23 protein-coding genes and 1 pseudogene are annotated in these 23,432 nt (G+C 62.2%); 16 read left to right on the top strand and 8 right to left on the bottom strand.

The genetic code is table 11. The features are described 5' to 3' along the window. Positions 1 to 210, top strand: a 210-nt coding sequence (locus NN5_RS26400; protein WP_217998697.1) for a hypothetical protein, incomplete at its 5' end; no start/stop codon positions are given. 85 nt (positions 211 to 295) lie between these two features. On the opposite strand, the gene NN5_RS19525 is transcribed toward NN5_RS26400, so the two are convergent. From NN5_RS19525 to NN5_RS19500, 6 genes are all read right to left on the bottom strand, one after another. Continuing rightward, entirely contained in the window at positions 296 to 979 is a 684-nt protein-coding gene (locus tag NN5_RS19525; RefSeq protein WP_067737192.1) for a DUF6629 family protein, read from the bottom strand. A 45-nt stretch (positions 980 to 1,024) separates the two neighbouring features. Beyond that, positions 1,025 to 1,699 (bottom strand): c-type cytochrome, encoded by a 675-nt coding sequence (locus NN5_RS25310; RefSeq protein WP_169801019.1) that lies wholly within the window; start codon positions 1,697 to 1,699, stop codon positions 1,025 to 1,027. Between the two features lie 184 nt (positions 1,700 to 1,883). Next, positions 1,884 to 4,247 (bottom strand): copper-transporting P-type ATPase, encoded by a 2,364-nt coding sequence (locus tag NN5_RS19515; RefSeq protein ID WP_174523915.1) that lies wholly within the window; start codon positions 4,245 to 4,247, stop codon positions 1,884 to 1,886. Next, complete coding sequence (locus NN5_RS19510; protein ID WP_067737187.1) at positions 4,244 to 5,179, bottom strand: ribose-phosphate diphosphokinase; 936 nt, start codon at positions 5,177 to 5,179, stop codon at positions 4,244 to 4,246. The genes NN5_RS19515 and NN5_RS19510 overlap by 4 nt, the downstream gene beginning before the upstream one ends. Then, on the bottom strand, positions 5,176 to 6,684 hold the full coding sequence (locus tag NN5_RS19505; RefSeq protein WP_067737184.1) for a thymidine phosphorylase family protein: 1,509 nt from the start codon (positions 6,682 to 6,684) through the stop codon (positions 5,176 to 5,178). The genes NN5_RS19510 and NN5_RS19505 overlap by 4 nt, the downstream gene beginning before the upstream one ends. Then, entirely contained in the window at positions 6,684 to 8,066 is a 1,383-nt protein-coding gene (locus NN5_RS19500; RefSeq protein WP_067737181.1) for an MBL fold metallo-hydrolase RNA specificity domain-containing protein, read from the bottom strand. Before NN5_RS19500 ends, NN5_RS19505 begins: the two co-directional genes overlap by 1 nt. A 512-nt stretch (positions 8,067 to 8,578) precedes the next feature. Here NN5_RS19500 and ftsH point away from each other — a divergent pair. From ftsH to NN5_RS19475, 4 genes and pseudogenes are all read left to right on the top strand, one after another. Then, a complete protein-coding gene (ftsH, locus tag NN5_RS19495; protein WP_067737178.1) occupies positions 8,579 to 10,408 on the top strand; it encodes an ATP-dependent zinc metalloprotease FtsH in 1,830 nt (609 codons plus the stop codon). Positions 10,409 to 10,441: 33 nt separating this feature from the next. Then, a pseudogene (locus NN5_RS27335) lies at positions 10,442 to 11,238 on the top strand (IS5 family transposase). A 117-nt stretch (positions 11,239 to 11,355) separates the two neighbouring features. Further along, positions 11,356 to 12,654, top strand: a complete 1,299-nt coding sequence (locus tag NN5_RS19480) for a cyclopropane fatty acid synthase (RefSeq protein WP_084385052.1) — start codon at positions 11,356 to 11,358, stop codon at positions 12,652 to 12,654. 2 nt (positions 12,655 to 12,656) lie between these two features. After that, a complete protein-coding gene (locus NN5_RS19475) occupies positions 12,657 to 12,851 on the top strand; it encodes a DUF2934 domain-containing protein (RefSeq protein WP_067737173.1) in 195 nt (64 codons plus the stop codon). Between the two features lie 81 nt (positions 12,852 to 12,932). Here NN5_RS19475 and NN5_RS19470 read toward each other — a convergent pair whose 3' ends face one another. Beyond that, positions 12,933 to 13,562, bottom strand: coding sequence for a c-type cytochrome (locus NN5_RS19470; protein WP_067737198.1), 630 nt, complete (start codon positions 13,560 to 13,562; stop codon positions 12,933 to 12,935). A gap of 230 nt (positions 13,563 to 13,792) precedes the next feature. Next, positions 13,793 to 14,056, bottom strand: coding sequence for a helix-turn-helix transcriptional regulator (locus NN5_RS25300; protein ID WP_084385051.1), 264 nt, complete (start codon positions 14,054 to 14,056; stop codon positions 13,793 to 13,795). A gap of 97 nt (positions 14,057 to 14,153) precedes the next feature. Here NN5_RS25300 and NN5_RS26545 point away from each other — a divergent pair, with 97 nt between their 5' ends. The 11 genes from NN5_RS26545 to NN5_RS19415 all read left to right on the top strand — a co-directional run bounded on the left by NN5_RS26545 (position 14,154) and on the right by NN5_RS19415 (position 23,274). Then, positions 14,154 to 14,588: a hypothetical protein gene (locus tag NN5_RS26545; protein WP_174523914.1), complete on the top strand. Its 435-nt coding sequence runs from the start codon at positions 14,154 to 14,156 to the stop codon at positions 14,586 to 14,588. Positions 14,589 to 14,915: 327 nt separating this feature from the next. Continuing rightward, complete coding sequence (locus NN5_RS19460) at positions 14,916 to 15,260, top strand: TrbC/VirB2 family protein (RefSeq protein WP_067105315.1); 345 nt, start codon at positions 14,916 to 14,918, stop codon at positions 15,258 to 15,260. 26 nt (positions 15,261 to 15,286) lie between these two features. Further along, entirely contained in the window at positions 15,287 to 15,574 is a 288-nt protein-coding gene (traL, locus tag NN5_RS19455; protein WP_007013892.1) for a type IV conjugative transfer system protein TraL, read from the top strand. Between the two features lie 12 nt (positions 15,575 to 15,586). Next, positions 15,587 to 16,159: a type IV conjugative transfer system protein TraE gene (locus NN5_RS19450; RefSeq protein ID WP_067737165.1), complete on the top strand. Its 573-nt coding sequence runs from the start codon at positions 15,587 to 15,589 to the stop codon at positions 16,157 to 16,159. Continuing rightward, the gene (locus tag NN5_RS19445) at positions 16,159 to 16,917 is read left to right on the top strand and encodes a type-F conjugative transfer system secretin TraK (RefSeq protein WP_067737163.1); all 759 of its coding nucleotides are present in this window, start codon (positions 16,159 to 16,161) and stop codon (positions 16,915 to 16,917) included. The genes NN5_RS19450 and NN5_RS19445 overlap by 1 nt, the downstream gene beginning before the upstream one ends. Beyond that, positions 16,910 to 18,244, top strand: a complete 1,335-nt coding sequence (locus NN5_RS19440; protein WP_067737159.1) for a TraB/TrbI/VirB10 family type IV secretion system protein — start codon at positions 16,910 to 16,912, stop codon at positions 18,242 to 18,244. The genes NN5_RS19445 and NN5_RS19440 overlap by 8 nt, the downstream gene beginning before the upstream one ends. Beyond that, a complete protein-coding gene (locus NN5_RS19435) occupies positions 18,241 to 19,143 on the top strand; it encodes a DsbC family protein (RefSeq protein WP_084385050.1) in 903 nt (300 codons plus the stop codon). The genes NN5_RS19440 and NN5_RS19435 overlap by 4 nt, the downstream gene beginning before the upstream one ends. Before the next feature lie 5 nt (positions 19,144 to 19,148). Then, a complete protein-coding gene (locus NN5_RS19430; RefSeq protein ID WP_067737156.1) occupies positions 19,149 to 19,892 on the top strand; it encodes a conjugal transfer protein TraV in 744 nt (247 codons plus the stop codon). Next, positions 19,892 to 22,438 (top strand): type IV secretion system protein TraC, encoded by a 2,547-nt coding sequence (traC, locus tag NN5_RS19425; protein WP_067737153.1) that lies wholly within the window; start codon positions 19,892 to 19,894, stop codon positions 22,436 to 22,438. The genes NN5_RS19430 and traC overlap by 1 nt, the downstream gene beginning before the upstream one ends. Positions 22,439 to 22,474: 36 nt before the next feature. Further along, positions 22,475 to 22,870, top strand: a complete 396-nt coding sequence (locus NN5_RS19420) for a hypothetical protein (RefSeq protein WP_067737150.1) — start codon at positions 22,475 to 22,477, stop codon at positions 22,868 to 22,870. Then, positions 22,867 to 23,274 carry a TrbI F-type domain-containing protein gene (locus tag NN5_RS19415; RefSeq protein WP_067737147.1) on the top strand — a complete coding sequence of 136 codons (408 nt, stop codon included), beginning with the start codon at positions 22,867 to 22,869 and terminating at the stop codon, positions 23,272 to 23,274. Before NN5_RS19420 ends, NN5_RS19415 begins: the two co-directional genes overlap by 4 nt. Positions 23,275 to 23,432: the final 158 nt, after the last annotated feature.

The raw sequence follows: 23,432 nt of genomic DNA, 5'->3' as shown, positions 1-23,432 counted from the left end.
GGGACGATCCCGGGTGCGCCGGACTTCACGAAAAAGGGCGGCGTCCTGACCAAGCCGCATGCCGCACTGACCGATCACATCGAACGTGGCTACTCCAGCCCATCGTCACCAATCTCGATGCCGCCACGCGGCGGAAATCCCGGGCTCAGCGACCAGGACGTCAAGGATGTCCATGCCTACCTGCACCAGGCCTTTGGCTGCGGGAAATAGGGCCGGATCGAAGGGTGGCGGCTGAATGGGGCATCTATAAGGCCTGCCCCCTCGAACCCGCACCACGCGGATACGACGCGCGGGCTCAACAGCAGTCGGGATCGGCGCGAGCCTTTTCCCTCGCCAGGCGCGCCATCATCAACACCAAATAGATGGAAACGAGCCCGCCCAGAAAGCAGAACACGGAAATATAGGCGAACCGGAAGAACAGATAGGTCACGCCAAACGCCAGAAAGACAAGCAAGCCGAAAACTCTCACCTCCGGTCGCGTGGAGAGGATCGGTGGCAGGACGATCGACGCAAGGTATATGGCGTAGGTAACGTCGCGTGGCCAAATAAAATCAAATGTCTGCTTGCCCGAATACACGACCGCCTTTGGAAGGAAACTGACGGTCAGCCACCCCTCGTTCGCGAAATAGGGAAAGTACAAAGTGGCGCCCAGCATACCACCTATGATCGAGCCCAGAAGATAAAGGGGCCTCCAGCGGCAGGGCTCGACGAAGTAGGTGGCAAAAGGGATCCAGACCGGCCACGCAAGCCAGGCGAAGAACATATAGGTGATCGAATAGTGCCGCATGGCCTCGTAATTGGCACCCGCACCCGAGACCCAGACCATCCCCTCGAAAAACTGCTGGAGACCGAACAGGACAGGTAGCGCACACAAGGGTACGTAGCGCCGGTCCGTCTTTGCCGCGAGGTAAAGGCTGACCCCTCCGCTCGGGATGAGAAGAGCTGAGGCGGTAAAACTCGCTTCGGCTGAAAAGCACATGTTCTTGCGTCGCCTCCCTTTCAGCCCTGAATTGCCAACCGCTCGTCAGCGCCGGGAAGACAGATAATCGGCCACGGCGCGCCTGTCGCCCTCGCTGAGCGATGCGGCGATCCGGCCCATAACTGTGCTAGGCCGCTGGCCACTGGCAAAATTGTCGAGTTGCGCAAGCAGATAGGCGGCATGCTGTCCATTCAATAGCGGCGCCGTGGCGGAACTGCTCGATCCCATCATGCCTCCCATTCCCATCATCCCGCCTCTGATCGAATTGTCGTGGCAAGAGGCGCATCCCGACATTGGTGCCGCGCTGGAATAGTAGACGTGCTCGCCGCGCGCCGCCAACCCGGCATCATTCGGGACATCCGGCTCGCGCGCCTCGCTGCTGTAATATTTGGCCAGATCGTCGATTTCCGCATCGGTCAGCGGCGCGGCAATGGCCGACATGACCGCTTGCTTCCGCTCGCCCGTCCGGAATGCCATTAGCTGCGCGTAAAGATAGTCGGGTCGTTGTCCAGCAAGCTTCGGAATCTGAGGACTTGCGCCGTTGCCGTCCGGGCCGTGGCAGGAGGCGCAGTGAGCCTGAGCGAGTTCATTGCCATGATCGCTGTCGCCTCCGAAGGTGCCGGCGTTCGCTCCCTCATTGCTTGCGCCCGGAGCAGGGTCGCACGAAACGAGGGACAGAGCCATGGTAAGGATTGTTATCCCGAGCAGTGTGCGTCGCATCGGAGACCTTCGTCCGCTTCCGTCCTGGCAAGTTTCAAGCCGGTCAGGTTCAGTTGCCATGTCCGTTCTCCACCCGTTGTCTCCTGCCGGCTTCGTTCCTGAACAAACTTTCAAACGCTCTGATATGCTTGGTCTCGATCCAATCCGGCACTCTTGACCCCATTTCGAGAGGTTGAGGCACCCGCTAGATCCGGGCGCTCCTCAACCGCAAGGAATTGGTGACGACCGACAGTGAGGACGCGCTCATGGCAAAGGCGGCAAACATCGGGCTGATGAGAATGCCGAAGAAGGGAAATAGCACTCCTGCCGCCACCGGCACACCTGCAGCATTGTAGATGAGGGCGAAGAACAGGTTCTGGCGGATGTTGCGCATGGTCGCGCGGGCCAGGCGGCGCGCGCGTACGATCCCGTCGAGATTGCCCTTGACCAGGGTAATGCCCGCACTCTCGATGGCGACGTCCGCGCCTGTACCCATGGCGATGCCGACATCGGCCTGTGCCAGAGCCGGCGCGTCGTTCACGCCGTCGCCCGCCATGGCGACCTTGCGGCCCTGCTGCTGGAGTTCACGGATGATCCGGGCCTTGTCTTCAGGCAGCACGTCTGCGCGGATTTCGTCGATACCCAGCCGGGCGGCAACAGCCTTCGCGGTACGCTCGTTGTCGCCTGTCGCCATGATGATGGTGAAGCCTAGCCCATGCAGCGCCTTGAGCGCGGCGGGCGTGCTCTCCTTGACCGGGTCCGCTACGCTGACCAGACCGGCGATGCTATCCTCCAGAATGACGAACATCACGGTTTCGCCGTCATCGCGACGGGCATTGGCCTTTTCCGCCAATTCAGTCGCCTGCATACCGAGGTCAGCAAGGAGCTTCATATTGCCGAGCGCCACGCGCTTGCCATCGACAACGCCCTTGACACCCTTTCCGGTTACGGCTTCGAAGTCGCTCGCCGATCCCAGCGCCACGCCGCGATCCTGAGTTCCCGCCACAATGGCCTCTGCCAGCGGATGTTCGGACCCTTTCTCGAGCGTGGCGGCAAGACGCAGCACATCGACCTCTTCATGGCCTGCCTCTGGCAGCACGGCCGTCAGCCGGGGTTTGCCTTCGGTCAGGGTGCCGGTCTTGTCGACGATCAATGTGTCGATCTTCTCGAAGCGCTCCAAAGCCTCTGCGTTCTTGATGAGCACGCCGGCCTGGGCACCGCGTCCGGTTGCCGTCATGATCGACATCGGCGTCGCAAGCCCCAGCGCGCAGGGGCAGGCAATGATGAGCACGGCGACCGCGGCAATGAGCGCATAGGAAAGCGCCGGCGCCGGTCCCCAGATAGCCCAGCCGATGAAGGCCAGCACGGCGACTCCGATCACGGCGGGCACGAACCAGCCGGCGACCTTGTCGGCATATTTCTGGATTGGCGCACGCGAACGCTGGGCGTTGGCGACCATTTCGACGATCTGCGAGAGCATCGTATCCGCTCCGACACGCGTGGCTTCGATCACCAGGCTACCCGTCCCATTGATCGTCGCACCCGTGACCGGGTCGCCGGCGACTTTCTCCACAGGAACAGGCTCCCCCGTGATCATGCTCTCGTCGATAGAGGAGCGGCCCTCGGTCACGACGCCATCGACCGGAACCTTATCGCCTGGGCGCACACGGAGCCGGTCACCGACCTTCACGTCCTCGAGCGGGATTTCCTCCTCACTGCCGTTGCTGCGAATGATACGGGCCGTCTTTGCGGCAAGGTCGAGCAGCGCGCGTATGGCCTTGCCGGTGCCTTCTCTTGCACGCAGTTCCATGACCTGTCCGAGCAGGACCAGCGTCACGATGACCGCCGCCGCTTCGAAATAGACACCGACGTGCCCCTCGGTGTCGCGGAAGCCTTCCGGAAAGATGCCGGGCGCCAGAACGGCCACGACGCTGAACAGCCATGATGCCAATACGCCCATGCCGATCAGCGAGAACATGTTCAGGTTCATCGTGCGGAACGAGTTCCAGCCGCGCACCAGGAATGGCCAGCCACACCACAGAACGACAGGGGTGCCCAGCGCGAACTCGATCCACAGCGTGGTGCGCTCGCCGAAGATTTCTCTGACACCGCTCAAGCCGACATAGGGCCCCATGGTCAGAACCAGCAAAGGCACGGTAAGAACCACGCCGATCCAGAAACGCCGGGTGAAATCGACCAGTTCCGGATTGGGACCTTCTTCGGCCACAGCGCCCGACTCAAGCTGCAGCCCCATGCCGCATATGGGACAGGAGCCGGGCTTCGTCTGCCGAACCTGCGGATGCATCGGGCAGGTGTAAACGGCGCCATGGTATCCTGTCGGCACGGTATCGTAGCGGGTGTCGCCTGGCTGGGACTTTGCCTGATGAGCGTCGTGATGGCAGTGCGAATGGCTGCCTTCCGTTCCGCTCCCTTCAGGCACCAGGTGCATTCCGCATTTCGGGCAATCGCCGGGTTCGACCTGCCGCACTTCGGGATGCATGGGACAGGTGTAGACCGTGCCGCCCTCGCTCGCTTTGCCGTGTTGATGATGGTGCGTGTGATCGTTCATCGTTTTACCTTGTCACTCGAACGGCTGGATGGAAACGTCGCCAATTCCGCGGACTGCAATTCATGGAATACCTGCGCCAATGCGCCCGCCAGCGAAATAGCGTTACTGGAGTGCGGGATCGAATCCGTCGTGACGACCCGCGCTGCGCCTGCCGCAAGAATATCGGCATAGGCGCTCCCGGCAAACACCGCGTGGATCACGACGCAGACCGGCGGTCTGGTTCCCGCTTCCGCCAATCGCTCGATCGCACGGACCAGGGTACGCCCCGATGAAGCGATGTCGTCGAGAATGACAGGCGTTCCGGCGAGGAGCGCTTCGCTGCGCGGCACGCTGACCTCGACGCTGCGATCGCCGCTGCGCCGCTTCTCAAGCACTTCAAACCGGCATCCTGCAAGTCCGGCCACTTCGGCAACCCATTGCCGGCTCTCGCTGTCAGGACCCAGCAGAACCGGATCCGAAACGTTCGCGGCGATCCATTGGGCCAGCAGCGGTGCTGTCACGACGCGACGTGCGGGTATCTGAAAGAGTTTGTCGAGCGACGGGATGCGGTGAAGATGCGGATCCACCGTCATCAGCCAGTCGAAACTCTCTTCAAGAAAGCAGGCAAATAAAGGTGCGCTCACCGCCTGTCCTTCGGCGAAGCGCCGATCCTGCCGCATGTAGGCAAGATAGGGTGCGACCAGCCCGACGCGGCTAGCTCCCAGTTCCCGTGCCGTTGCCGCCGCGAACCGAAGCGGCAAGGCAATCTGATCGGGACCATGCAGGGTCGCCAATATGGCGACATCTTGTCCCGCGACCTTTCCCGGCAGAGTGACGAGGCTCTCGCCGTCGGGAAAGCGATGATGATCGATCACCTGAAACTCGGCGCCCAGCAGCGCAGCAATCCGCTCACCCAACGGCGCCATTCCCGGAAATGCGAGGACAATGGTCATGCGGGATCGCCGATCTGGAAAGGAGATGGCCCTGACCGGGCATAGTCTTGTGCCCAGACCAGTTCGCCGGGTGTCTCCGCGTGGATCTCGTAAAGCGGCGTGCCCACTTCGATACTGTCGCCCGGCTGGACCAGCAGAAGGAGACCGGCCCGCTGGCGACCGGGCGCGCCGGCGAGCTTGGCGATCTTCGCAATACGGCGATTGTCGATCGCTGCCAGGCGCCCTGCACTCTGAGCGCATTCGAGCGAGCGATGCGGCGCAAGACCGGGCTCGCGAAAGCCGCCCTGCGCCTCGCAAATTGCCTGGAACTTGGTGGCTGCGGCTCCGTTGTGGAGCAGTTGCTCTGCCAGTGCCCGTCCGTGGCAGTCGTTCGAACGTGCAAGATCCAGGAGAGCGCCCGCCAGATCAAGGGACCGCGACCGCAGATCCTGCGGTGCGTCGGGTTCGCACTGCAGAACTTTGAGAAGGTCGCGCGCCTCGAGACTTGGACCAATGCCGCGCCCAACCGGGGCGGTTCCATCGCTACAGTGAATTCTCAGGGACAGTCCGATGGCATTACCCACGGCCAGCAAGCGGTCGGACAGCGCCTTGGCCGCTTCCGCCGACCGCACCTTCGCTGTGGGACCCACGGGCATGTCGATAATCACATGCGTCGATCCGGCCGATGCCTTCTTCGACAGCACACTGGCGGCAAGTTGGCCGTCGCTGTCGAAATCGAGTGGCCGTTCCACCCGGATCAGCAGATCGTCGGCCGGGCTAAGGTCGAGACTGCCGCCCCAGACCACGCATCCGCCTTCGGCATCGACAACGCGCCGCATGGCTGGAATGTCGAGGGCGACCGGCGCCAAGACCTCCATCGTGTCGGCGGTGCCCGCCGGAGAGGTTATGGCGCGGCTTGATGTCTTGGGAATGCGAAAGCCTGCTGCTGCAACGATAGCGACAACAATCGGGGTGGTACGATTGCCGGGCAGACCGCCAACGCAATGCTTGTCCAGCACCATGCCGCCGCCCCAGTCCAGCGTCTTGCCGGCCCGCTGCATTGCCCGCGTAAGTGCGATGGTTTCTTCAGTGTCCAGGCGGTCGCCGGCTCCAGCCGTGATGAATGCGGCGATGTCGAGATCGGAGAGGCGGTGGGCAACCGTGTCGGAGATGATCGCCTCGCAGGCGGCCAGGTCCAGGCGCTGCCCATAGACTTTTGCGCGTATGGCCGATGCTGACGCTGGCGGTTCCGGATGGGAGAAGATCCCCAACGCTCCCTCGCTCGCCGCAAGTGCTCTCCAGGCTGCTTCGCTGAGCGCGGCCGTGTCGTGGGCGAGCCAATCCGCGCCCGTCAATACATTCAGGGCAGCGATGATCGATCGACCGCCGAGCGCAATTTCCACTTGCGTGAGGGCCGAAAACCCCTCCGCCCGGCACAGGTGGCAGTCACTCCGCATGTAGACGACCGGCTGCCGGTACGTGTCGATGCCGGCACGGACCAGAGGAATGGAATGGACGGTCTCCATCAGCGCGGTCTCGCGAGGTTGATCCGTTCGAGATGCTCGGGCACGCGCACATTCCATCCCAGTTCATGGTCGATGCGGAAGCGCAACGCATCCGCGCTATCGGGCTCCCCGTGAGTGATGTAGGTCATTTCCGGCGCCGCCGCCTGCCCCATCCATGCCAGGAGTTCGTTGGCGTCGGCGTGCCCGGACATTCCCTCGATCTGGATCACCTCGGCCCGGATTTCGACGTCCTGACCGAAAAGCCGCAAGTGCCTCTCGCCCCTCGCCAGCACCGCGCCTCTCGTGCCTCCCGCCTGGAAGCCGCTGAGGACGATTGCGTTCTTGGGGTCCGGACCGAAACTTGCGACGTGATGGAGCACACGACCTCCAGCAAGCATACCGCTTGCCGAAATGATGATCATGGGGCCACTGCGCCGGTTGAGTTCCTTTGATTCCTCTACGGTGCGTACACGTTCGGCCAGGTTGAACATCGCCTTGCAGTCTTCCCAGCTCACATGGTGTTCATCATGGTGATGATGGTAGATTTCGGTCGCATCCGTCCCCATCGGTGTATTGAGATAGACCGGCACGTAGGGAATGGCGCCGCGCTTCCTAAGCTGGGCGATCTGCAGCATGACGCCCTGAACGCGCCCCACGGCGAATGCCGGAATGACAATTACGCCGCCACGCCCTGCGACCCTGTTTATGATCTCACCCAGTTCCGCCTCGGCATCGACATGAGGATGCACGCGATTTCCATAGGTGGACTCGCAGACAAGGATATCCGCTCCAGGGAACGGGCGAGGCCCGCGCATCAAGGGATCGGTATCGCGTCCGACGTCGCCGCTGAAATGCACGGTACGACCATTAACCGTCAGCTGGATCTGCGCTGCTCCCAGCAAATGCCCAACGGGAATGAACCGTGCCGAAATGCCCGGCCCCAGATCAACGTTCTTGTCAAAGTCCTTTGGCTCGAAGTGACCAAGCGCGCTTCTAGCATCCTCGAACGTATAGAGCGGCTTGGGATTTACATGCTTTGAATAGCCCTTGTGCAGGGCATAGCGGGCCTCCTCTTCCTGCAGATGGCCGCTGTCGGGAAGCAGCAGGTTGCACAGTTCTCCGGTGGCCCGGGTACAATGCACAATACCTCGAAAGCCGTTGCGGACCAAGGCTGGCAAATAGCCGGAATGGTCGAGATGCGCGTGCGTGAGCACGACGCAATCAATCGATTTGGGCGGAACGGGAAAAGGTTTCCAGTTGCGTTCCCGAAGCTGCTTGTACCCCTGAAACAACCCGCAATCGACGAGTATTCGCTTGCCATTGGCCTCGACCAGATATCGTGACCCGGTAACCGTCCCGGTCGCGCCCAGGAATCGGAGAGATGCGCTCGGCTGACTGTTCATGTATTTCTCTCCCGTTTACCCCATCCCGACAGCGCATATGCGACCGTTGGTGGAGATGGAGTTGCGCCATTAGTCGAATGTCCGATGCCGCGATCGTCCAAGATCGTGGAGCCGAAACTCGCTATTTGCGATTTGCGTGTCATGCCAGAGATGCTGGCCCGTGCCACGCCCATGATCTTTAACGCGCATCAAGAACGGTGCCGGATACCGGCTTCCAGCCATGTGCATGCGCGACCGTCCAACCTGTTCCGGTCGCGCCCATTATCGGCGCCCCTCGTTCTTGCTTGGCGTCATCTGCAACAGGGCGTCCACAGGCAGGAGCAATTCTTGATGCAGGTTAACAAACCTGTGGCCAATCCACGCCATGATCATTGCGACCCGGCGGAGGACTGGCGTGAGGCTGGAAGCCCAGTCGCCTGAGTCCGGAAACGTGTAAAGCCGTAGCGTAATGACAGAATAATCGCCAATGGCTGGACACTCTCATCCGTGCTTGGCCGATCAGGATAACAAACATGGCTGAAAAGCAGGACCAGAAACCCAAGCACGATTTTCGTCTCGACCTGCTCTATTTCATCGTCGTGATTTCTGCCGTGCTCGTCATGCAGGACCTCTGGTCGGGATCTGGGCACATCAAGACGATCCCCTATAGCGAATATCGGCAACTCCTGGCGAAGGATGCCATTACCGACGTCGTGGTTGGCGAGACAACAATTACGGGGGCATACAAAAAGCCTGCCAAGGATGGCCCTCAGCACTTCACCACGGTGCGGGTCGATCCAGCCGTTGCCGGCGAACTTGAACGTCAGAAGGTCAAGTTCTCGGGGGAGCCGCCTCCAGGGATTCTTGAAAGCGTCGTTTCCTGGTTCCTGCCGATGATCGGCTTCATCCTGATCTGGATGTTCCTGTTCCGGCCGATGATGGGCGGCGGCATGAGCGGCGGTCTGATGGCGGTAGGGCGCAGCAAGGCCAGGGTATTCGGCGAACAGGACGTAGAGGTCCGCTTCTCCGACGTCGCCGGCGTTGACGAAGCCAAGGACGAACTCGCCGAAGTTGTCGGGTTCCTCAAGAATCCCGCTGCCTTTGGCCGGCTGGGCGCCCGGGTTCCAAAAGGTATCCTGCTGGTCGGACCTCCCGGCACCGGCAAGACGCTCCTTGCTCGCGCCGTTGCTGGGGAAGCCGGTGTTTCCTTCTTTTCCATCACCGGCTCGGAATTCGTGGAAATGTTCGTCGGCGTCGGGGCCTCCCGGGTCCGGGATCTTTTCTCGAACGCAAGAAAGCAGGCGCCGGCCATCATCTTTATCGACGAACTCGACGCGCTGGGCCGCGCCCGCGGAATCGACAACCCGATGGGTGGGCATGAGGAGAAAGAGCAGACCCTCAATCAGCTCCTGGCCGAGATGGATGGCTTCGACCCCAGTGTCGGCATAATCGTTCTGGCCGCGACAAACCGTCCCGAAGTCCTGGATCCGGCACTAATGCGAGCCGGGCGCTTCGATCGTCAGGTCCTGGTCGACAGGCCGGATCGCGAAGGCCGAACGGCCATCCTCAAGGTGCACCTCACCAATATCCGAGCGGCTGCCAATCTCGACGTCGAGACGATAGCGGCCATGACTCCCGGATTTACCGGCGCTGACCTCGCCAACCTGGTCAACGAGGCGGCACTGGTGGCCACGAGACGCAATGCCATCGAGACCACGCTAAGCGACTTCACGCAAGCGGTCGAACGGATCGTGGCCGGCTCCGAAAAAAAGAGCCGCATCCTCGGCGCAAAGGAACGCGAGATCGTTGCCCATCACGAAATGGGGCATACTCTGGTTGCGCTGGCCCTTCCGGGGACCGATCCGGTGCAAAAGGTCTCGATCATTCCCCGAGGTCTGGGGGCGCTTGGCTACACGATGCAGCGCCCCATCGAGGATCGCTATCTGTTGAGTCAATCCGAGCTCAACAATCGCCTGGCGGTTCTGCTGGGCGGCCGGGCGTCCGAAGATCTGATATTTGCCGAGGCCTCGACCGGCGCGGCAGACGATCTGGCCCGAGCAACAGAGCTCGCGCGAAGCATGGTCGTGCGCTTCGGAATGACCAAGGAACTGGGGCAAGTCGCTTACGAAGCGGAACGCAGCGCCTTCCTCTCGGGTCAGGTCCAGGCCTGGCAGCCGCGTACTTATGCGGACGGCACAGCCGAAGCCATCGACCATGCCATACAGAAACTGGTCGAGCAGGCATTCCGGACAGCGAGAAGCATTCTGGAGGCCAACCGACCAATCCTGGAATCGACAGCCAAAGAATTGCTGGCCCGTGAGACGCTCGACGCGGGCGAATTAGGTTTCGTGGACAAAGGTTGACAGCGGACTCGCCGATTGATTCAACGCTGACTTTTGGAGGCGGCGTTGGGCGAGCGGATTGGATTGGCGGACGACGAATGGGCGATAATCGGCACGCTGTTGCCGCCTGAGCGTGGTCGCGGTTGCCGCCCTGCACAGGACAACCGGTTGTATTTCGAAGGCATGATGTGGATTGCCCGTACGGGTTCGCAGTGGCGTCATCTGCCGGATGAGTATGGCAAGTGGAACAGCGTCTTCCGGCGGTATCGGCGCTGGGTCACAACCGGCGTGTTCGACGCGATGCTCGAAACGCTGGCCGAACTGGTAGAGCGCGATGCCAGTGCCGACATGATCGATAGCACCGTGGTCCGGGCACATCATTGTGCAGTCGGCATAAAAAGGGGACTCAGGAAACCGAGGCGCTTGGCCGATCGCGCGGCGGCTTCAGCACCAAACTCCACGCACGATGCGATGCCAAAGGCCGCCCTCTCGGCTTCGTCCTGACACCAGGCCAGAGCCACGACGTCCAGGGCTTTGGCCCGTTGTTCCGCATGATCGCCGACAAGATCGAGGCGCTGCTGGCCGACAAGGGCTATGATGCCGACGCCATCCGCGAGGAATTGGCCAAAGCCGAGGTCGAGGCCGTCATTCCGGCCAAAAGCAACCGGCGTGAACCCATCGCGCATGACCGGGAAAAGTATCGCTGGCGCAATCTCGTCGAGCGCCTGTTCAACAAACTCAAGAACTGGCGTCGCATCGCCACCCGCTACGACAAAACCAAGGAGTCCTACCTCGGCTTCGTAAATCTCGTCTCAGTCCTGCAGTGGATACCCTTTGTCCACGAATCCTAGAGAAATTGACCCAGGAGCTTGTCCAGCCGCAGCCGCCGAGTGTCGCGGGACTGGCCGCTCCGATCACCAGGGATGGCGGCATCGAGAGGCAAACGGCGCATTTCAGGGGACAAGGCGATGGAGAAGTTGCTTGAGAGACTGCTGAGCAGAATCTTCACACGAGGTACGCTTGCAGTGACCACTGCCTCGGGTCATCGATTCACGGTTGGCGACCAAAGCGGAGAGGCGGTCGCGGTGCGCTTCACGAACTGGAAGGCGCAAGCGGGCGTCTTGTTCGATCCCGATCTGAAATTGGGGGAAGCCTACACCGAGGGATCCCTGGTAGTAGAACAAGGAACGATCGCCGATCTCCTCTCGCTCGCCTTGTCACAAGATCTTGGGCTGCGCCGACTCTGGTGGATGGCGTTGCCGTTCGCACCGCGCCACCTCTTGCGACGTCGACAGCAAGCGAACGGGCAAAAACGATCGAAGGAGAACGTGTCTCGTCACTACGATCTTGATGCCAGCCTTTACGATCTCTTTCTGGACACGGACCGGCAATATAGCTGCGGTCATTTCGAAAATGGCGACGAAGACCTGGAGGAGGCGCAGCTTGCCAAGAAGCGCCACATCGCCGCCAAGCTATTGATCGGGCCGAATGACCGGGTACTCGATATCGGCTGTGGCTGGGGCGGCTTGGCGCTCTATCTCGCGAAGACTTGCGACGCTCGGCACGTCACCGGGATCACGCTTTCGGAAGAGCAGTTAAAAATTGCCAGCCAAAGGGTGAGAGCCGACGCGCTGGATGACCAGGTCAACTTCGCTCTTTCCGACTATCGCAATCTCGTCGGGACATTCGACCGAATCGTGTCGGTGGGTATGTTCGAACATGTCGGCGTCGATCACTACGACACATTCTTCCGCAAGTGCGCCAATCTGCTCCGCGAAAAGGGCGTGATGGTACTGCACGCGATTGGCCGCTCGGATCCTCCAGGCATCACCAATCCCTGGATCGCAAAGCATATCTTCCCCGGCGGCTACATTCCCGCGCTCTCCGAGGTCTTCCCTGCGATCGAACGTGCCGGGCTTCTGGTCACCGACGTTGAAATCCTGCGCCTGCATTACGCCGACACTTTGCGTCATTGGCGAACGCGCTTTCTCGAGCGCCGCGAAGCGGCGGCGAGGCTCTACGACGAGCGCTTTGTGCGCTTGTGGGAATATTATCTAGCCGCATCCGAAATGGCGTTCCGCAAACAAAGCATGATGGTGTTTCAACTACAATTGGCCAAGCGCCAAGACATCGTGCCGCGCACGAGAAGCTATATCGCGCGCGAAGAGGCGCGACTACGTCATCTGGAACAAGGGCCGATCATGGCGAATCCCGAATACCCCGGCGTCTCCTACGATCTTCGAACGAGAGTAATGGAAAGGAATTGAACATGGCGATGCAAGGCAACAATGTTGAAGTAGACACCCGCAACGCGAAGACCGCGGCGCGCGCCTATCAGCTGTGGGAGCAGGAAGGCTGCCCCCATGGCCGTGACCTCGATCATTGGTTCGCGGCCGAGGCCGAACAGTCCGTTCAGCCAAAAGCTGCGCAGGCTTCGAAGAAGTCGCGCAAAAGGGCCGGTTGAGGGATTCAAGAAAGACTCGACGGACCCATCAGGCTGATAAGGCCACGCCCATTCAGGAGCGCCTGGCTCCCGATGATCGGTTCAGTGAGGGTGTCCCATGTCGTCATCGTGATGATCGGACGCGGCGGGATCCTGACCACCATCCTGCTCTTTCATCATCTCATCATGGCCCTCCGGTGCCGCCTTCACCAAGGTCTGATACTGATCGGCCGAGAGGCCAGGCAGCTTCTGAAGGAACGCGACCATGTTCCAAATGAGCGTGTCATTGTGCGTCTTACCCCAGGCAGCCATGCCAGTGGACTTGATGCCGTGCTTTATGACCCAGAACTTCTCGGCCGGTGTCAGGTCGTTGCCGCGAGCAAGCTCGGGCGCGGCCGGATAGAGGCCTTGCGCTATTTCGGTCCTCTCCATACCCGGAGCCAGATGACAGGCGGCACACATCTCGGCGTAGAGCCCGGCGCCTGCAGCAATCCGGGCTGGATCCGCAAGATCGGGTGGTGGTGGAACATTCCTCGCATGGGCGGCGACAGACCGGTCTCGTGCCGTTTCAAGCAACCAATAGACTGGCCTGGTGTGGGGATCATCAGCCGCCACATTATAAATCCCTGAAAATATGAAGGTCACTCCTGCTACCAAGGCCAGGACGAGAATGCCAATAGCGATCCAGGCGCCTTTCCGGCTTTGCCGTTGAGCGTGCGGTTTCGAACTCATCTGCGTCTCCCCATCCATGTATTGTTTGTTCGGCAACACCAAAACTCTGGTGTCACCGCGCGCCACCAAACAGGTTGCCCACATTGTTCATACGAACAAAATCGCCTGTCCCCTCAAAATGGGAGGGCAATTGTCTCAACCAGGGGTGGATGAGGCCGACAGACTTGAAATCGTGGGATCAGAGCAAACGTCATGAACTGCATGTGGAACCGGATTTCCAACGGCAGAGATCAAGGATCAGCGCAGGAGGGATTCCGAGCGACCGCCTGAATCCATTCGTTAATCTCCGCTTCGACCCAGACAGCACACTTGGGCCCAATCGAGCGGGATTTCGGGAACCTGCCTTCGCTCATCCGCTGATAAATCGCCGAACGCTTCAAGCCCACCCGGTCCATGACTTCTGGCAAGCGCAGCAAACGTGCCGGTGGAGTGGTATGGGACTGCTTATCGCCTTCGATCGAGACGTCTTCACTAGGCTGGAGATGGGCATTCATGATCGATCCTGTCGGTTCAATTTCTCGGTCCCCTCCGAGGTGAATTGGATCAGCGCGGAAGCGACATCGAAATGTCGCGGTTGGCAAAATCATCGATATGCTTGGCAAGCATGCGCGCGACGAGCTGCGAAGTGCCGTTCGCCCACCGGGGTCGCAAATCTTCCACGCGTCGCCCAAGCGTGCGTTCGAGCTGGCCTGGCAAGGCCGTAAAGAAGTCCTCAAGGAACTCCCCCATCTCGCTGCGCATCCATTCGCAGGCGAGATCCTCCTGACCAGCCAACGCGAGGATCATGCTGGCGCGGGGAAAGGCGCCGCAGACATCGAGAACGCGCGCGGCTTCATCAAGGCCGATCGGCCGATCGCCGCGCATGACACGAAGCAGGGTCTCGCGGTGGATCCCGACTTCCCGAGCGATCTGGTGCTTCGGCTTGTCAGACGACTCGATTGCATGGGCAAGAATGTGCGCGAGGCTGGTGTTGGCTTCGCATCGGAATGGCGCGGGCTGGTGCATCGACAAAAACTCCAACGATGAGGAACTGAGTCGTAGCCATATCGCGCGTGATCCATGTAGGAAAATGAAAAGAACATTTACGGAACATATCGTTTCTAGGCGAATCATCCCCTAGGCCCGAGTCGCCGACCATCACCGCCACGCTTGTCGGGATTCGTCGACGCTAATTGCGAAATAAGCCGCTGTTTCTGCGCATTATCGCCGACGCCGAGCAATTGATGCGTCCATATCCGTCCGCCACTTCAGCTCCAGCGGCAATCCGACTTTCCTACATCGATTTCCTAGATCCATGTGGAACACACAGCGAACGAAAGAACGCTGGGTTCACCCCTCCAGATGGAGCTCCATATGCAGTCTCTTACCCTTTCCCGGCGTTCCAGCGCCATTGATCAGAACCCCTCGAAGCTCGGGCGGGCCATGACCTTTGCGGTAGCGCTTGCTGTCGCAGCATTGGCCGCCAGCGCCGCTTACGCCGGCGCCGACACGACCTTCACCCCTGCCCTCACGAAATTCACTGATTTCCTCGAAGGCTCGGGCGGCAAGATCATCACCGTCCTCAGCCTTGCGGGCGGTCTCATCGGTCTCGCCTCCGGCCGGTTCTCGCTCGGACAGGTCGCTGTTCCGGTCGGTGTCGGCATCGGCGTCGGCACGGGTGTTCCGATCGTCACCTCGGTCGTCACCGCGGTCATCTGACGCATCGGACGGGAAGGCGCGTCGCCATGGCAGACCCATATATCATCCCGCGGCGGCTCGACGATCCGGAGCTTATCGGCTTCTGGACCATCGACGAGTTCGCCGGGATGCTCATCCCCTTCACCTGGGGGATCCTCAGCCAGCATATCTTTATCGGCATTATCGTTGCCTTCGGCGCCTGGTTCGCGCTGCGAAAGGCAAAAGCAGGACGCGCCAGCTCCTGGGTAGCCCATGCCGCCTATTGGTATCTGCCGGCCGGATTGTTGGGTCTGAAATCGACGCCGCCTTCCCACTGCCGCCTGCTTGCCGGTTGAGGGGAGATATCCATGTTTGCCGACATTTCACACGAGCGTCAGCAGTCGCTGCTGCGCCAGCGCAACCTCTTTGCGCTCACCAGCGCCGGACTTGGCATTGCGCTCGTCGTAGCGGTCAGCCTTGCTACCACCCGCGACCGCGAAGTCGTGCTCCTGCCAACGCTCCCCAAGCAGCTCACTGTCAGCAGCGCGGGGGTCGAGGCCGACTATCTCGAACTCGTGACCCGCGATGCCGCGCTCGTTCTCCTCAATCGCAGCCCCGAGGGTCTCGACTACTGGATGGACGAGATCCTGAAGCTCGCCGATCCGGCAAGCTACGGACGGCTAAAGGCCGATCTCGTGCGGATTGTCGAAGAGCAGCGGGGTTCGGACGTCACCCAGGCCTTCGTCATCCGCTCGATGACCGTCGACCCCAAGGGGCTGACGTCCGACGTGACGGGGACGCTCAAGACGTTTGTCGGTGCCCAGGTCATCGCGAGCGACGAGCGCCGTTTCCGCTTCAACTGGACCTACCGGGGCCTGCGTCTCGCGCTGTCAGGCTTCAGCCAGTTGCCCACCAAAGACCCAACGAAGGAGGCCCAGTGATGGCTTACCGACGCAAGACGCGCGCGTGGAGTCTGGCTCTTTGCGCCAGTACCATGCTCGCATTCTCAGGGAGCGGCGCCGAGGCCGCCGACCAGTTCAAACAGGCTGCAGACGGAGCGAGCATCGAATGCGCTGTGTCGGCCCGCGAGCTGACGCGCTTCGCGCTGGTCGATGACCAGTTTGCCAGCGTCTCGAAGATCTCGACCGGCACGCCCTACAACGATTTTGCGGTCACCAACGAACCGCTGCGCGGCGACATATACGTGTCGGTGCCCGAGACCTATGCGGCGCGGTCGATCAGCTTCTTCGCCACGACCAAGAAGGGCTTCGTCTACAAGGTTTCCTGCCAGGTCGAGCCTGTCCCGGCAGTGCAAGTCTTCATCACCAACCCGGCGATCGCGACAAACAAGGCATCTGGCTGGGAGAGCGAAACGCCGCTGGAGACGAGCGCAGTGCGGCTCATCCAGGCCATGGCCAATGACCGGACGGTCGATGGCTTTGAAGTCAGGCAATCCTCCGCCCTTCCGGCACGGGTCGGCGATCTCGAAATCCAGCTCATCGCCGATTACCGCGGCAGCGCGCTTGCCGGAAAGGTCATCCGTCTGGCGAACCGTGGCCGCAAGCCGCTGACGCTTGCCGAAGCGGATCTCGCTTCCTCCCAGACACTCGCAATCTCGATCGCCCAGCCCACTCTCAAATCGGGAGAAAGCACGGTCGCCTTCATCGTCGGTTCGAACGGAGGGTTGGGCCATGACTGATGCTCCCTCGATCTCAACCCCGGTACAGGCCGATCCGGCATCACCGTCGCCAGTGACCAGCCTCAACGCGAAGACCGCACGGCGGCAGAAGCTTCTACTTGGCTCCTTGGGCGCACTCGCGCTTGTCGGAGGCAGCTGGTTCATCTTGGGCGGCGACGACAGCGCGAAGAGCGATGATCCCACCGCCGCCCAGACCATCGACACGGCAGGGCTCATCAATCGCGACCTTTCGCAGCGCGAGTTCGTCGCGACCTACGGCAATCGTCTCGATGCCGTGACCCGCGAGCAGAAGGCGATGAAGGACGCGAGCCTCCCGCGCGAGGAAATCGAATCCCAGCTTGCCGCGCTTAGGTCAGAAAACCAGGCCATGCGGGTCGACGGACAGGCCGCGATCGATGCGATCTCGGCTGAGAACGCGGATCTCAAGTCCCGCCTTGCCAGCCAGGCCGCCCCGGCAGCCGCAAGCCTGCCGCCACCGGCCTATGGCCCGCAGGCGGGTGGCTACGATGCGCGTGGTCGGCCGGTTCAGCCAGCCCCTGCGGGTGCTGTGCTTGGCGCGAGCGAAGCGGGCCTGCCTGGGCCTGGTGAAGTCAAACTCATGAGCTTCACCTCCGACAAGGCAGGAGCCAGTGGACTGCGGGCGGCTCGCCCGGAAGCGCCGCCGGTCGTGGTCGAGGACTCGCCGGACTATCTGCCGCCCAATTCCTATGCTCCGGCCAAGGTCATAGTCGGCGTCGATGCCTCGGCGGGCGTCGCGAGCCAGACCGATCCACTTCCCGTGGTGCTGCGCATTACCGGTCCGGCGCGATCGGTCATGCAGAACGGCAAGGTTCTGACCACCCGCCTTCAGGGCTGCATCGTCAACGGCGCAGCGCGCGGCGATCTCTCGTCCGAGAAGGTCTATGTGAAGCTGGCGCGGATGACCTGCGACCAGCCCGGCGGGCGCGTCGCTGTAAGCGAGGTCAAGGGCTTCATCAGCTTTGCCGGAAAATCGGGCGTGCGTGGCCGTGTCGTCAGCCGCGAGGGCAGCCTTGTCAGTCAAGCCCTGCTTGCCGGGATTGTCGGCGGGTTCGGGCGCGGCTTTTCGGCGAACGCCAACAGCGTCTTCTCGGGCGTCACGACCAATGCCGATGGCACCCGCTCGAAGCTCTCTGCCGGCGACATCCTCGGTGGCGGGCTCGGCCAGGGCGCTGCGGATGCCGCCGATACGGTCAGCAAATATCTGATCGAGCGCGCCGAACAATACCAACCCGTCGTCGAGATGCCGACCGGCATCGATGTCGAGATCGTCTTTCTCGACGGCGTCTACGTGAGGAACTCCCAATGACCCCTGCCGCAAACGATCCAACCCCCACCAAGCCGCGGCGCTGGCTGCGACCGGTGGCGACCGCTGCTGCCATCGCCGCCCTGTCAGCCGCAACGGGTTGGGGCGTGGCAAGCCTCGCTTCCCCGACCCAGGCTCCCGACACGGCAAAGGTGCGCGCCGCGCTCAAGCTGCGCCTCCCGAAGACGCCGATCGACGCCATCACCTGCGATGGCCTTGGCGGTCTGTGCGAAGTCGCCTCGAAATCGACGCTGTTCTACGTCGATCGCGCGGCGAAGTTTCTGGTGATCGGGCGCATCTACGACATGGAGGCGCGTCAGGACCTGACCGCAGCCCGTCTCCTCGCACTCAACCCAGACTTGCTGGCTGCTGGTGCTGCACGGCGGAGCAATACCAACGAAGAAAGCCAGCCCGCCCCGCGCGCCACCCCGCAGAAGGTATCGCTCGCCGGTCTGCCCGCGAACGGCGCGATCACCTGGGGACCGGTGAACGGCCCCAAGGTCGTCGTCTTCTCCGATTTCCACTGCGGCTACTGCAAGAAGCTCGAAGCCGAACTGAAGGCGATCGGCGCGCGCGTCGAGGAGCGGCCCATTTCGATCTTCGGGGCCGACAGCCGCCGCGATGCCGAACGGGTGCTGTGCTCGCCGCGCCCCGAGCTGGCCCTGCACATGGCCTATTCGGGTCTCGCGCTCGCCAACCCGAAGCCGTGTGTCACGAGCGGGCTCGATGCCAACGAGGCATTTGCCAAGGCCCACGGCTTCAACGGAACGCCGGTGATCGTGCGCCCGTCCGACGGCGCAATCCTCGAAGGGTATCGCCCGGCTACCGCGCTCCGCGAATTCCTCAAGCCCGCCCAAAATCCGCAAACGCCGGCCGCCATCGCTCCGGCCGAGAAAGGATAATCGTCATGGGATTTTCCCACCGTATTCTCGCATCTGCCTGCCTTGTCGTGCTGACCAGCGGCTGCGCCACCTTCGGCACCAATATCGAAGGCGATTTCACCTGCCGTGCCCCCAAGGGCGATTGCGCACCCAGCCAGGTGATCGATGCCCGCGCGACCAGGGACTTGTCCGCGACCGGACCGGTCCATGACGGCCTGCGTCCTCCTGTCCCCGTGGCATCCGGCGATCAGGGCCGCACCTCCGAGCGTACGCTCAGGATCGTCTTTCCGGCGCACATCGATGAAACCGGGACTCTGCACGACGATGCGGTCGCCTGGGCGGTGGTCGAAAATCCGCGCTGGGCCGCAGAACTGCGCCGCAAGGCAGGCGAGGACACCGCCCCGCCGCTGATGCGGCAGCTCAGGCGCCAGTTGAAGGCCGCACAGGCCAAGAGCGATCTCCTGAAGGAAACCGCCACCCTTCCCGCGGCCGAACGGCCCGAAGCCGAGACGTTCGATCTCGGACAGCCCTTTCAGCCTTCGTCCTCGATCGAGGACATCCCCTCTGCCTCGCCGCTGGTCCTCCCCTCCACGGCGCGCGAGGCGGTTGCCGGTGCGAGCGCACCGGCGGTCGAGGGGTTCGACATGGCGCAGCCCCCGCATGATCGAACCCCTCGGCCCTCTGCCGACAAGGCCCCGCTGATCTACCCGGCCATCGAGGCGATCGAGGCCGCCAAGAACGCCGCCAAGGCACAGAAGGAGCCTAAGTGATGGCCGAGAAACTCAAGACGATAGTCGACAGGCTCCTTACCGGGCTTCTGGGCGATGCCGAGCACGCCGAGCATGACCGGCCTGCCCTGATGCTCGACCTGCTGTCGGACTGGCTCCCGTACCGGGTCTATGATCCGGCGAGCCGGCTCTATTTCAACGCACGTTCGAAAGGCTTCGTGCTTTCGGTCACCCCCCTGATCGGGGCAGACGAACGCACCGGCGAGATCCTCGGGTCGTTCTTCTCCGAAGGGCTTCCGGCAGGCGCCTGTCTCCAGGTCCTGCATCTCGCATCCCCGCGCATCAGCCGGATCGTCGCACCCTGGTTTGCGCCGCGCTACGTCCAGGGCGGCGTTTACGAGGCGATTGCCCGTCACCGTGCGCGTCGGCTCTACGGACTCGTCTGGGAATCGGGCTCGCAGGATGCGCCCTTCCACGCCCGGCACCATCAGGTCATCGTTTCGGTCGGTGTGCCTGCGGCCAAGGCGGTCAGCAACGAAGATCTCAAGCAGACCCGCGACGGCCTTATTGCGATGTTGAAGTCGCTCAACCTGGGCGTCGCCGAAGTCGAGCCGCAGCAACTGATCGCAATCATCGACGACCTGACCTCGCCGACCACCGCACCGCAGGACGATGCCGTGCCCTACAATCCCAACGACGCGATCGCTGCCCAGGCGATCCGGCACGATATCGAGCTCGTCATCCACGAAGACCGGATGCGGCTCGTCACCGAGCGGTTTCGTGCGACGGGCAAGATCGAAGACGGCGTTCCCGAGATCGGCACGGTCCTCCCCGATGCGTTCGACGTGCGGCATTTTTCCTCGCGCAACATGCCCCAGCGCTGGGCGCCGTGGGAATGCGCGCGGCTTATCGGCGACATGTTCACCGACAAGCTGCGTTTCCCCTGCCCGGCCGCGACGATGCTGTGCCTGGTCTATCCCGACCAGGAAGCCGCTTCGGCCAAGGCCGGCTTCAAATTCATGCGCACGACGAGCCTTGCCGGCACGCGCAGCGCGCGTTTTCTGCCCCGCATCGGCGAGCAGGCAGCCGAGTGGCAGCACGTGCAATCCGAGCTGCAGGAAGGCCGACGTTTGGTGCGGGTATTCTATGGTCTGACGACCTACTCCCCGCTCGGCCGCGGGGACCGCGACGAACGCGCGATCAAGTCGATCTACAAGGCGGCGGGCTGGGATCTTGCCGATGAGCGATACTTGCAGATCCAGGGGCTGCTAGCGGCCATGCCGATGACGCTGGCCGATGGGCTTGGCGCGGACATGGAGCGCCTCAAGCGTTTCAAGACCGTGCTGTCGACGACAGCGGCCAATATCGCTCCCATGCAGGGCGAGTATCTCGGCAGCGTCCATCCGCACCTGCTGTTCGTGGGCCGGCGCGGCCAGCCCTTCTTCTGGTCGCCGTTCGAGAACGATGCTGGCAACCACAATGTCGCGATCTGCGGCAAGTCGGGATCGGGCAAGTCTGTGCTGCTGCAGGAAATGTGCGCGGCGCTTCGAGGGGCTGGCGCGCAGGTCGTGGTCATCGACGACGGGCGCAGCTTCGAGCATTCGGTGAAGCTGCAAGGCGGCCGGTTCGTTGAGTTCACGATGAAGGCGGGCTTCTGCCTCAATCCTTTCTCGATGATCGATGGCGAACGCGCGGCCGAAGACGAGGATTACCGGCTCGACTGCTTCGGCATGGTGAAGGCCATTGTCGGCCAAATGGCGCGGCACAGCGCAAAGCTTAACGACACCGAGCGCGGCCTGATCGACCGGGCGGTCAACATGGTCTGGAGCGAACGAGGCGTCGATGCCTCGATCACCGGCGTCGGCGAAGCACTGGCCGGTCTCGGCAATGAAGCCGCGAGCGATCTCGCTACCGCGCTCGCGCCATACATGGCCGGCGGCACCTATGGCGCCTTCTTCGAAGGCCAGGCGAGCCTCGATCTCGACACCGACTTTACCGTCTTCGAGATGTCGGACCTTGCCACCCGCGAGGAACTGCGCAGCGTCGTACTCTCGGCGATCATGTTCATGACCAGCCAGGCCATGACCAGAAGCCCGCGCTCGGTGAGGAAGCTGCTCTTGATCGATGAGGCGTGGTCGATGCTCAAGGGCGGCTCGATGGGCGAGTTCGTCGAAACCTATGCCCGCACCTGCCGCAAATATGGCGGAGCGCTGGCAACCGCCACGCAGTCACTCAACGACTATTACAAGTCCGACGGTGCGACCGCTGCGCTGGAAAACAGCGACTGGATGCTGATCCTCCAGCAGAAGCCCGAGACGATCGCCGATTTCAAGGCGTCGAAGCGCCTCGACATGGACGACCGCACCGAGACCCTGATCCGCAGCCTGAAGCGTTCGGGCAGCGACTATTCGGAAGTCTTCATCAAGGGTCCGGAGACCGAAGCTATCGGTCGGCTCGTCCTCGACGACTATTCGGCGACGCTGTTTTCAAGCTCGCCCCAGACCTTTGCCGCGATCGATGCCGAAATTGCGCGCGGCCATCAGCTTGCCGACGCGATCGAACGGATCGCCTTTGCCAATCGAACCTGACTTCTCCCTCCATCCATCCAAGGACACCCAAAACCGATGCCACTCCATCTCGTCACGCCGATCGACCGGGCCCAGGACGCCCGTGCCGACAGCGAAAGCCTTGATCTGCCGGCCAAGGGCTGGCGGTCTCATGCCGCCGACCTTTGCTACATCGTGCTTCGCGGCAGCACCTTCCTCGCCTCGAGCTACCTCATGGCGCTCGGGCTGCCGCTGCTCTTCTTCCTTCTGATTTCCGGCGGAGATGCCGGGGTCTTCTTCGCCCATCTCGCCAATATTTCGGACCGGTTCCTCGGCGCCGAGCAAGGCCGCCAGATCGGCTTCCTCGACGAGTTCAAGTTCGTCCTCATCGGTGTCGCGACGCTCGTCGTGGTCTGGCGCCTGCCGCGCTTCATCAACGATCTCGAGCGCGAACTCTCGGGAGAAAAGTTGTGAAGAACATATTGGCAACACCGACATTGCGCGGCCGCATGAGTGCGGTGAACTGGACCGCCGTCGCGCTCGGTTTGAGCATGGTCGGCTCGGCGCTCTGGGGCGTCTGGGCGACCGACAAGCTGCTCGCTCTCGACAAGCGCGAAGTGGTGACCGTGCAACTGAGCCGCATCATGGGCGACTTCATCGAAGCCGAAGCGCGCGCAGGCCGAGCCCCAGAAGAAACCAAGATGCGCGTCCAGGCCTATCTCCAGGCGGTCGAAGCCTCGGTCGAACATCTGGGCCGCGAGGGCCGCACGGTGCTTGTCGCCGAAGCGGTGGTGGCCGGCAGCACGCCTGATCTCACCGAAGCCGTGCGCGCCGATGTCGCGCGCCGCGTGAAGGCTATTCCCGATGCGCGCCGCTGATCTGGTCCTCCACTCGCCAACCGTGCGGCGCCTCGCGCTGTGGGCAGGGCTTGGCGCAGCAGCGCTCGCGCTCACCTCGCTCGCCGCCTTCTCGAAGGACCACGCGCTGATGATCAACGCCAGTCCGAGCCTGCCTTACTGGGCGATCTGGCTCGATC

Origin of the sequence: Novosphingobium naphthalenivorans NBRC 102051, assembly GCF_001590985.1 — a bacterium.
Taxonomy (GTDB): Bacteria; Pseudomonadota; Alphaproteobacteria; order Sphingomonadales; family Sphingomonadaceae; genus Novosphingobium; species Novosphingobium naphthalenivorans.
The sequence above is the reverse complement of the archived record's forward strand: the minus strand, read 5'-3'. Positions and strand labels throughout refer to the sequence as shown.

Coding starts and splice junctions, on each gene's coding strand:
- NN5_RS19525 (WP_067737192.1), bottom strand. CDS start 979: ATGTGCTTTTCAGCCGAAGCGAGTTTTACCGCCTCAGCTCTTCTCATC.
- NN5_RS25310 (WP_169801019.1), bottom strand. CDS start 1,699: ATGCGACGCACACTGCTCGGGATAACAATCCTTACCATGGCTCTGTCC.
- NN5_RS19515 (WP_174523915.1), bottom strand. CDS start 4,247: ATGAACGATCACACGCACCATCATCAACACGGCAAAGCGAGCGAGGGC.
- NN5_RS19510 (WP_067737187.1), bottom strand. CDS start 5,179: ATGACCATTGTCCTCGCATTTCCGGGAATGGCGCCGTTGGGTGAGCGG.
- NN5_RS19505 (WP_067737184.1), bottom strand. CDS start 6,684: ATGGAGACCGTCCATTCCATTCCTCTGGTCCGTGCCGGCATCGACACG.
- NN5_RS19500 (WP_067737181.1), bottom strand. CDS start 8,066: ATGAACAGTCAGCCGAGCGCATCTCTCCGATTCCTGGGCGCGACCGGG.
- ftsH (WP_067737178.1), top strand. CDS start 8,579: ATGGCTGAAAAGCAGGACCAGAAACCCAAGCACGATTTTCGTCTCGAC.
- NN5_RS19480 (WP_084385052.1), top strand. CDS start 11,356: ATGGAGAAGTTGCTTGAGAGACTGCTGAGCAGAATCTTCACACGAGGT.
- NN5_RS19475 (WP_067737173.1), top strand. CDS start 12,657: ATGGCGATGCAAGGCAACAATGTTGAAGTAGACACCCGCAACGCGAAG.
- NN5_RS19470 (WP_067737198.1), bottom strand. CDS start 13,562: ATGAGTTCGAAACCGCACGCTCAACGGCAAAGCCGGAAAGGCGCCTGG.
- NN5_RS25300 (WP_084385051.1), bottom strand. CDS start 14,056: ATGAATGCCCATCTCCAGCCTAGTGAAGACGTCTCGATCGAAGGCGAT.
- NN5_RS26545 (WP_174523914.1), top strand. CDS start 14,154: ATGCTTGGCAAGCATGCGCGCGACGAGCTGCGAAGTGCCGTTCGCCCA.
- NN5_RS19460 (WP_067105315.1), top strand. CDS start 14,916: ATGCAGTCTCTTACCCTTTCCCGGCGTTCCAGCGCCATTGATCAGAAC.
- traL (WP_007013892.1), top strand. CDS start 15,287: ATGGCAGACCCATATATCATCCCGCGGCGGCTCGACGATCCGGAGCTT.
- NN5_RS19450 (WP_067737165.1), top strand. CDS start 15,587: ATGTTTGCCGACATTTCACACGAGCGTCAGCAGTCGCTGCTGCGCCAG.
- NN5_RS19445 (WP_067737163.1), top strand. CDS start 16,159: ATGGCTTACCGACGCAAGACGCGCGCGTGGAGTCTGGCTCTTTGCGCC.
- NN5_RS19440 (WP_067737159.1), top strand. CDS start 16,910: ATGACTGATGCTCCCTCGATCTCAACCCCGGTACAGGCCGATCCGGCA.
- NN5_RS19435 (WP_084385050.1), top strand. CDS start 18,241: ATGACCCCTGCCGCAAACGATCCAACCCCCACCAAGCCGCGGCGCTGG.
- NN5_RS19430 (WP_067737156.1), top strand. CDS start 19,149: ATGGGATTTTCCCACCGTATTCTCGCATCTGCCTGCCTTGTCGTGCTG.
- traC (WP_067737153.1), top strand. CDS start 19,892: ATGGCCGAGAAACTCAAGACGATAGTCGACAGGCTCCTTACCGGGCTT.
- NN5_RS19420 (WP_067737150.1), top strand. CDS start 22,475: ATGCCACTCCATCTCGTCACGCCGATCGACCGGGCCCAGGACGCCCGT.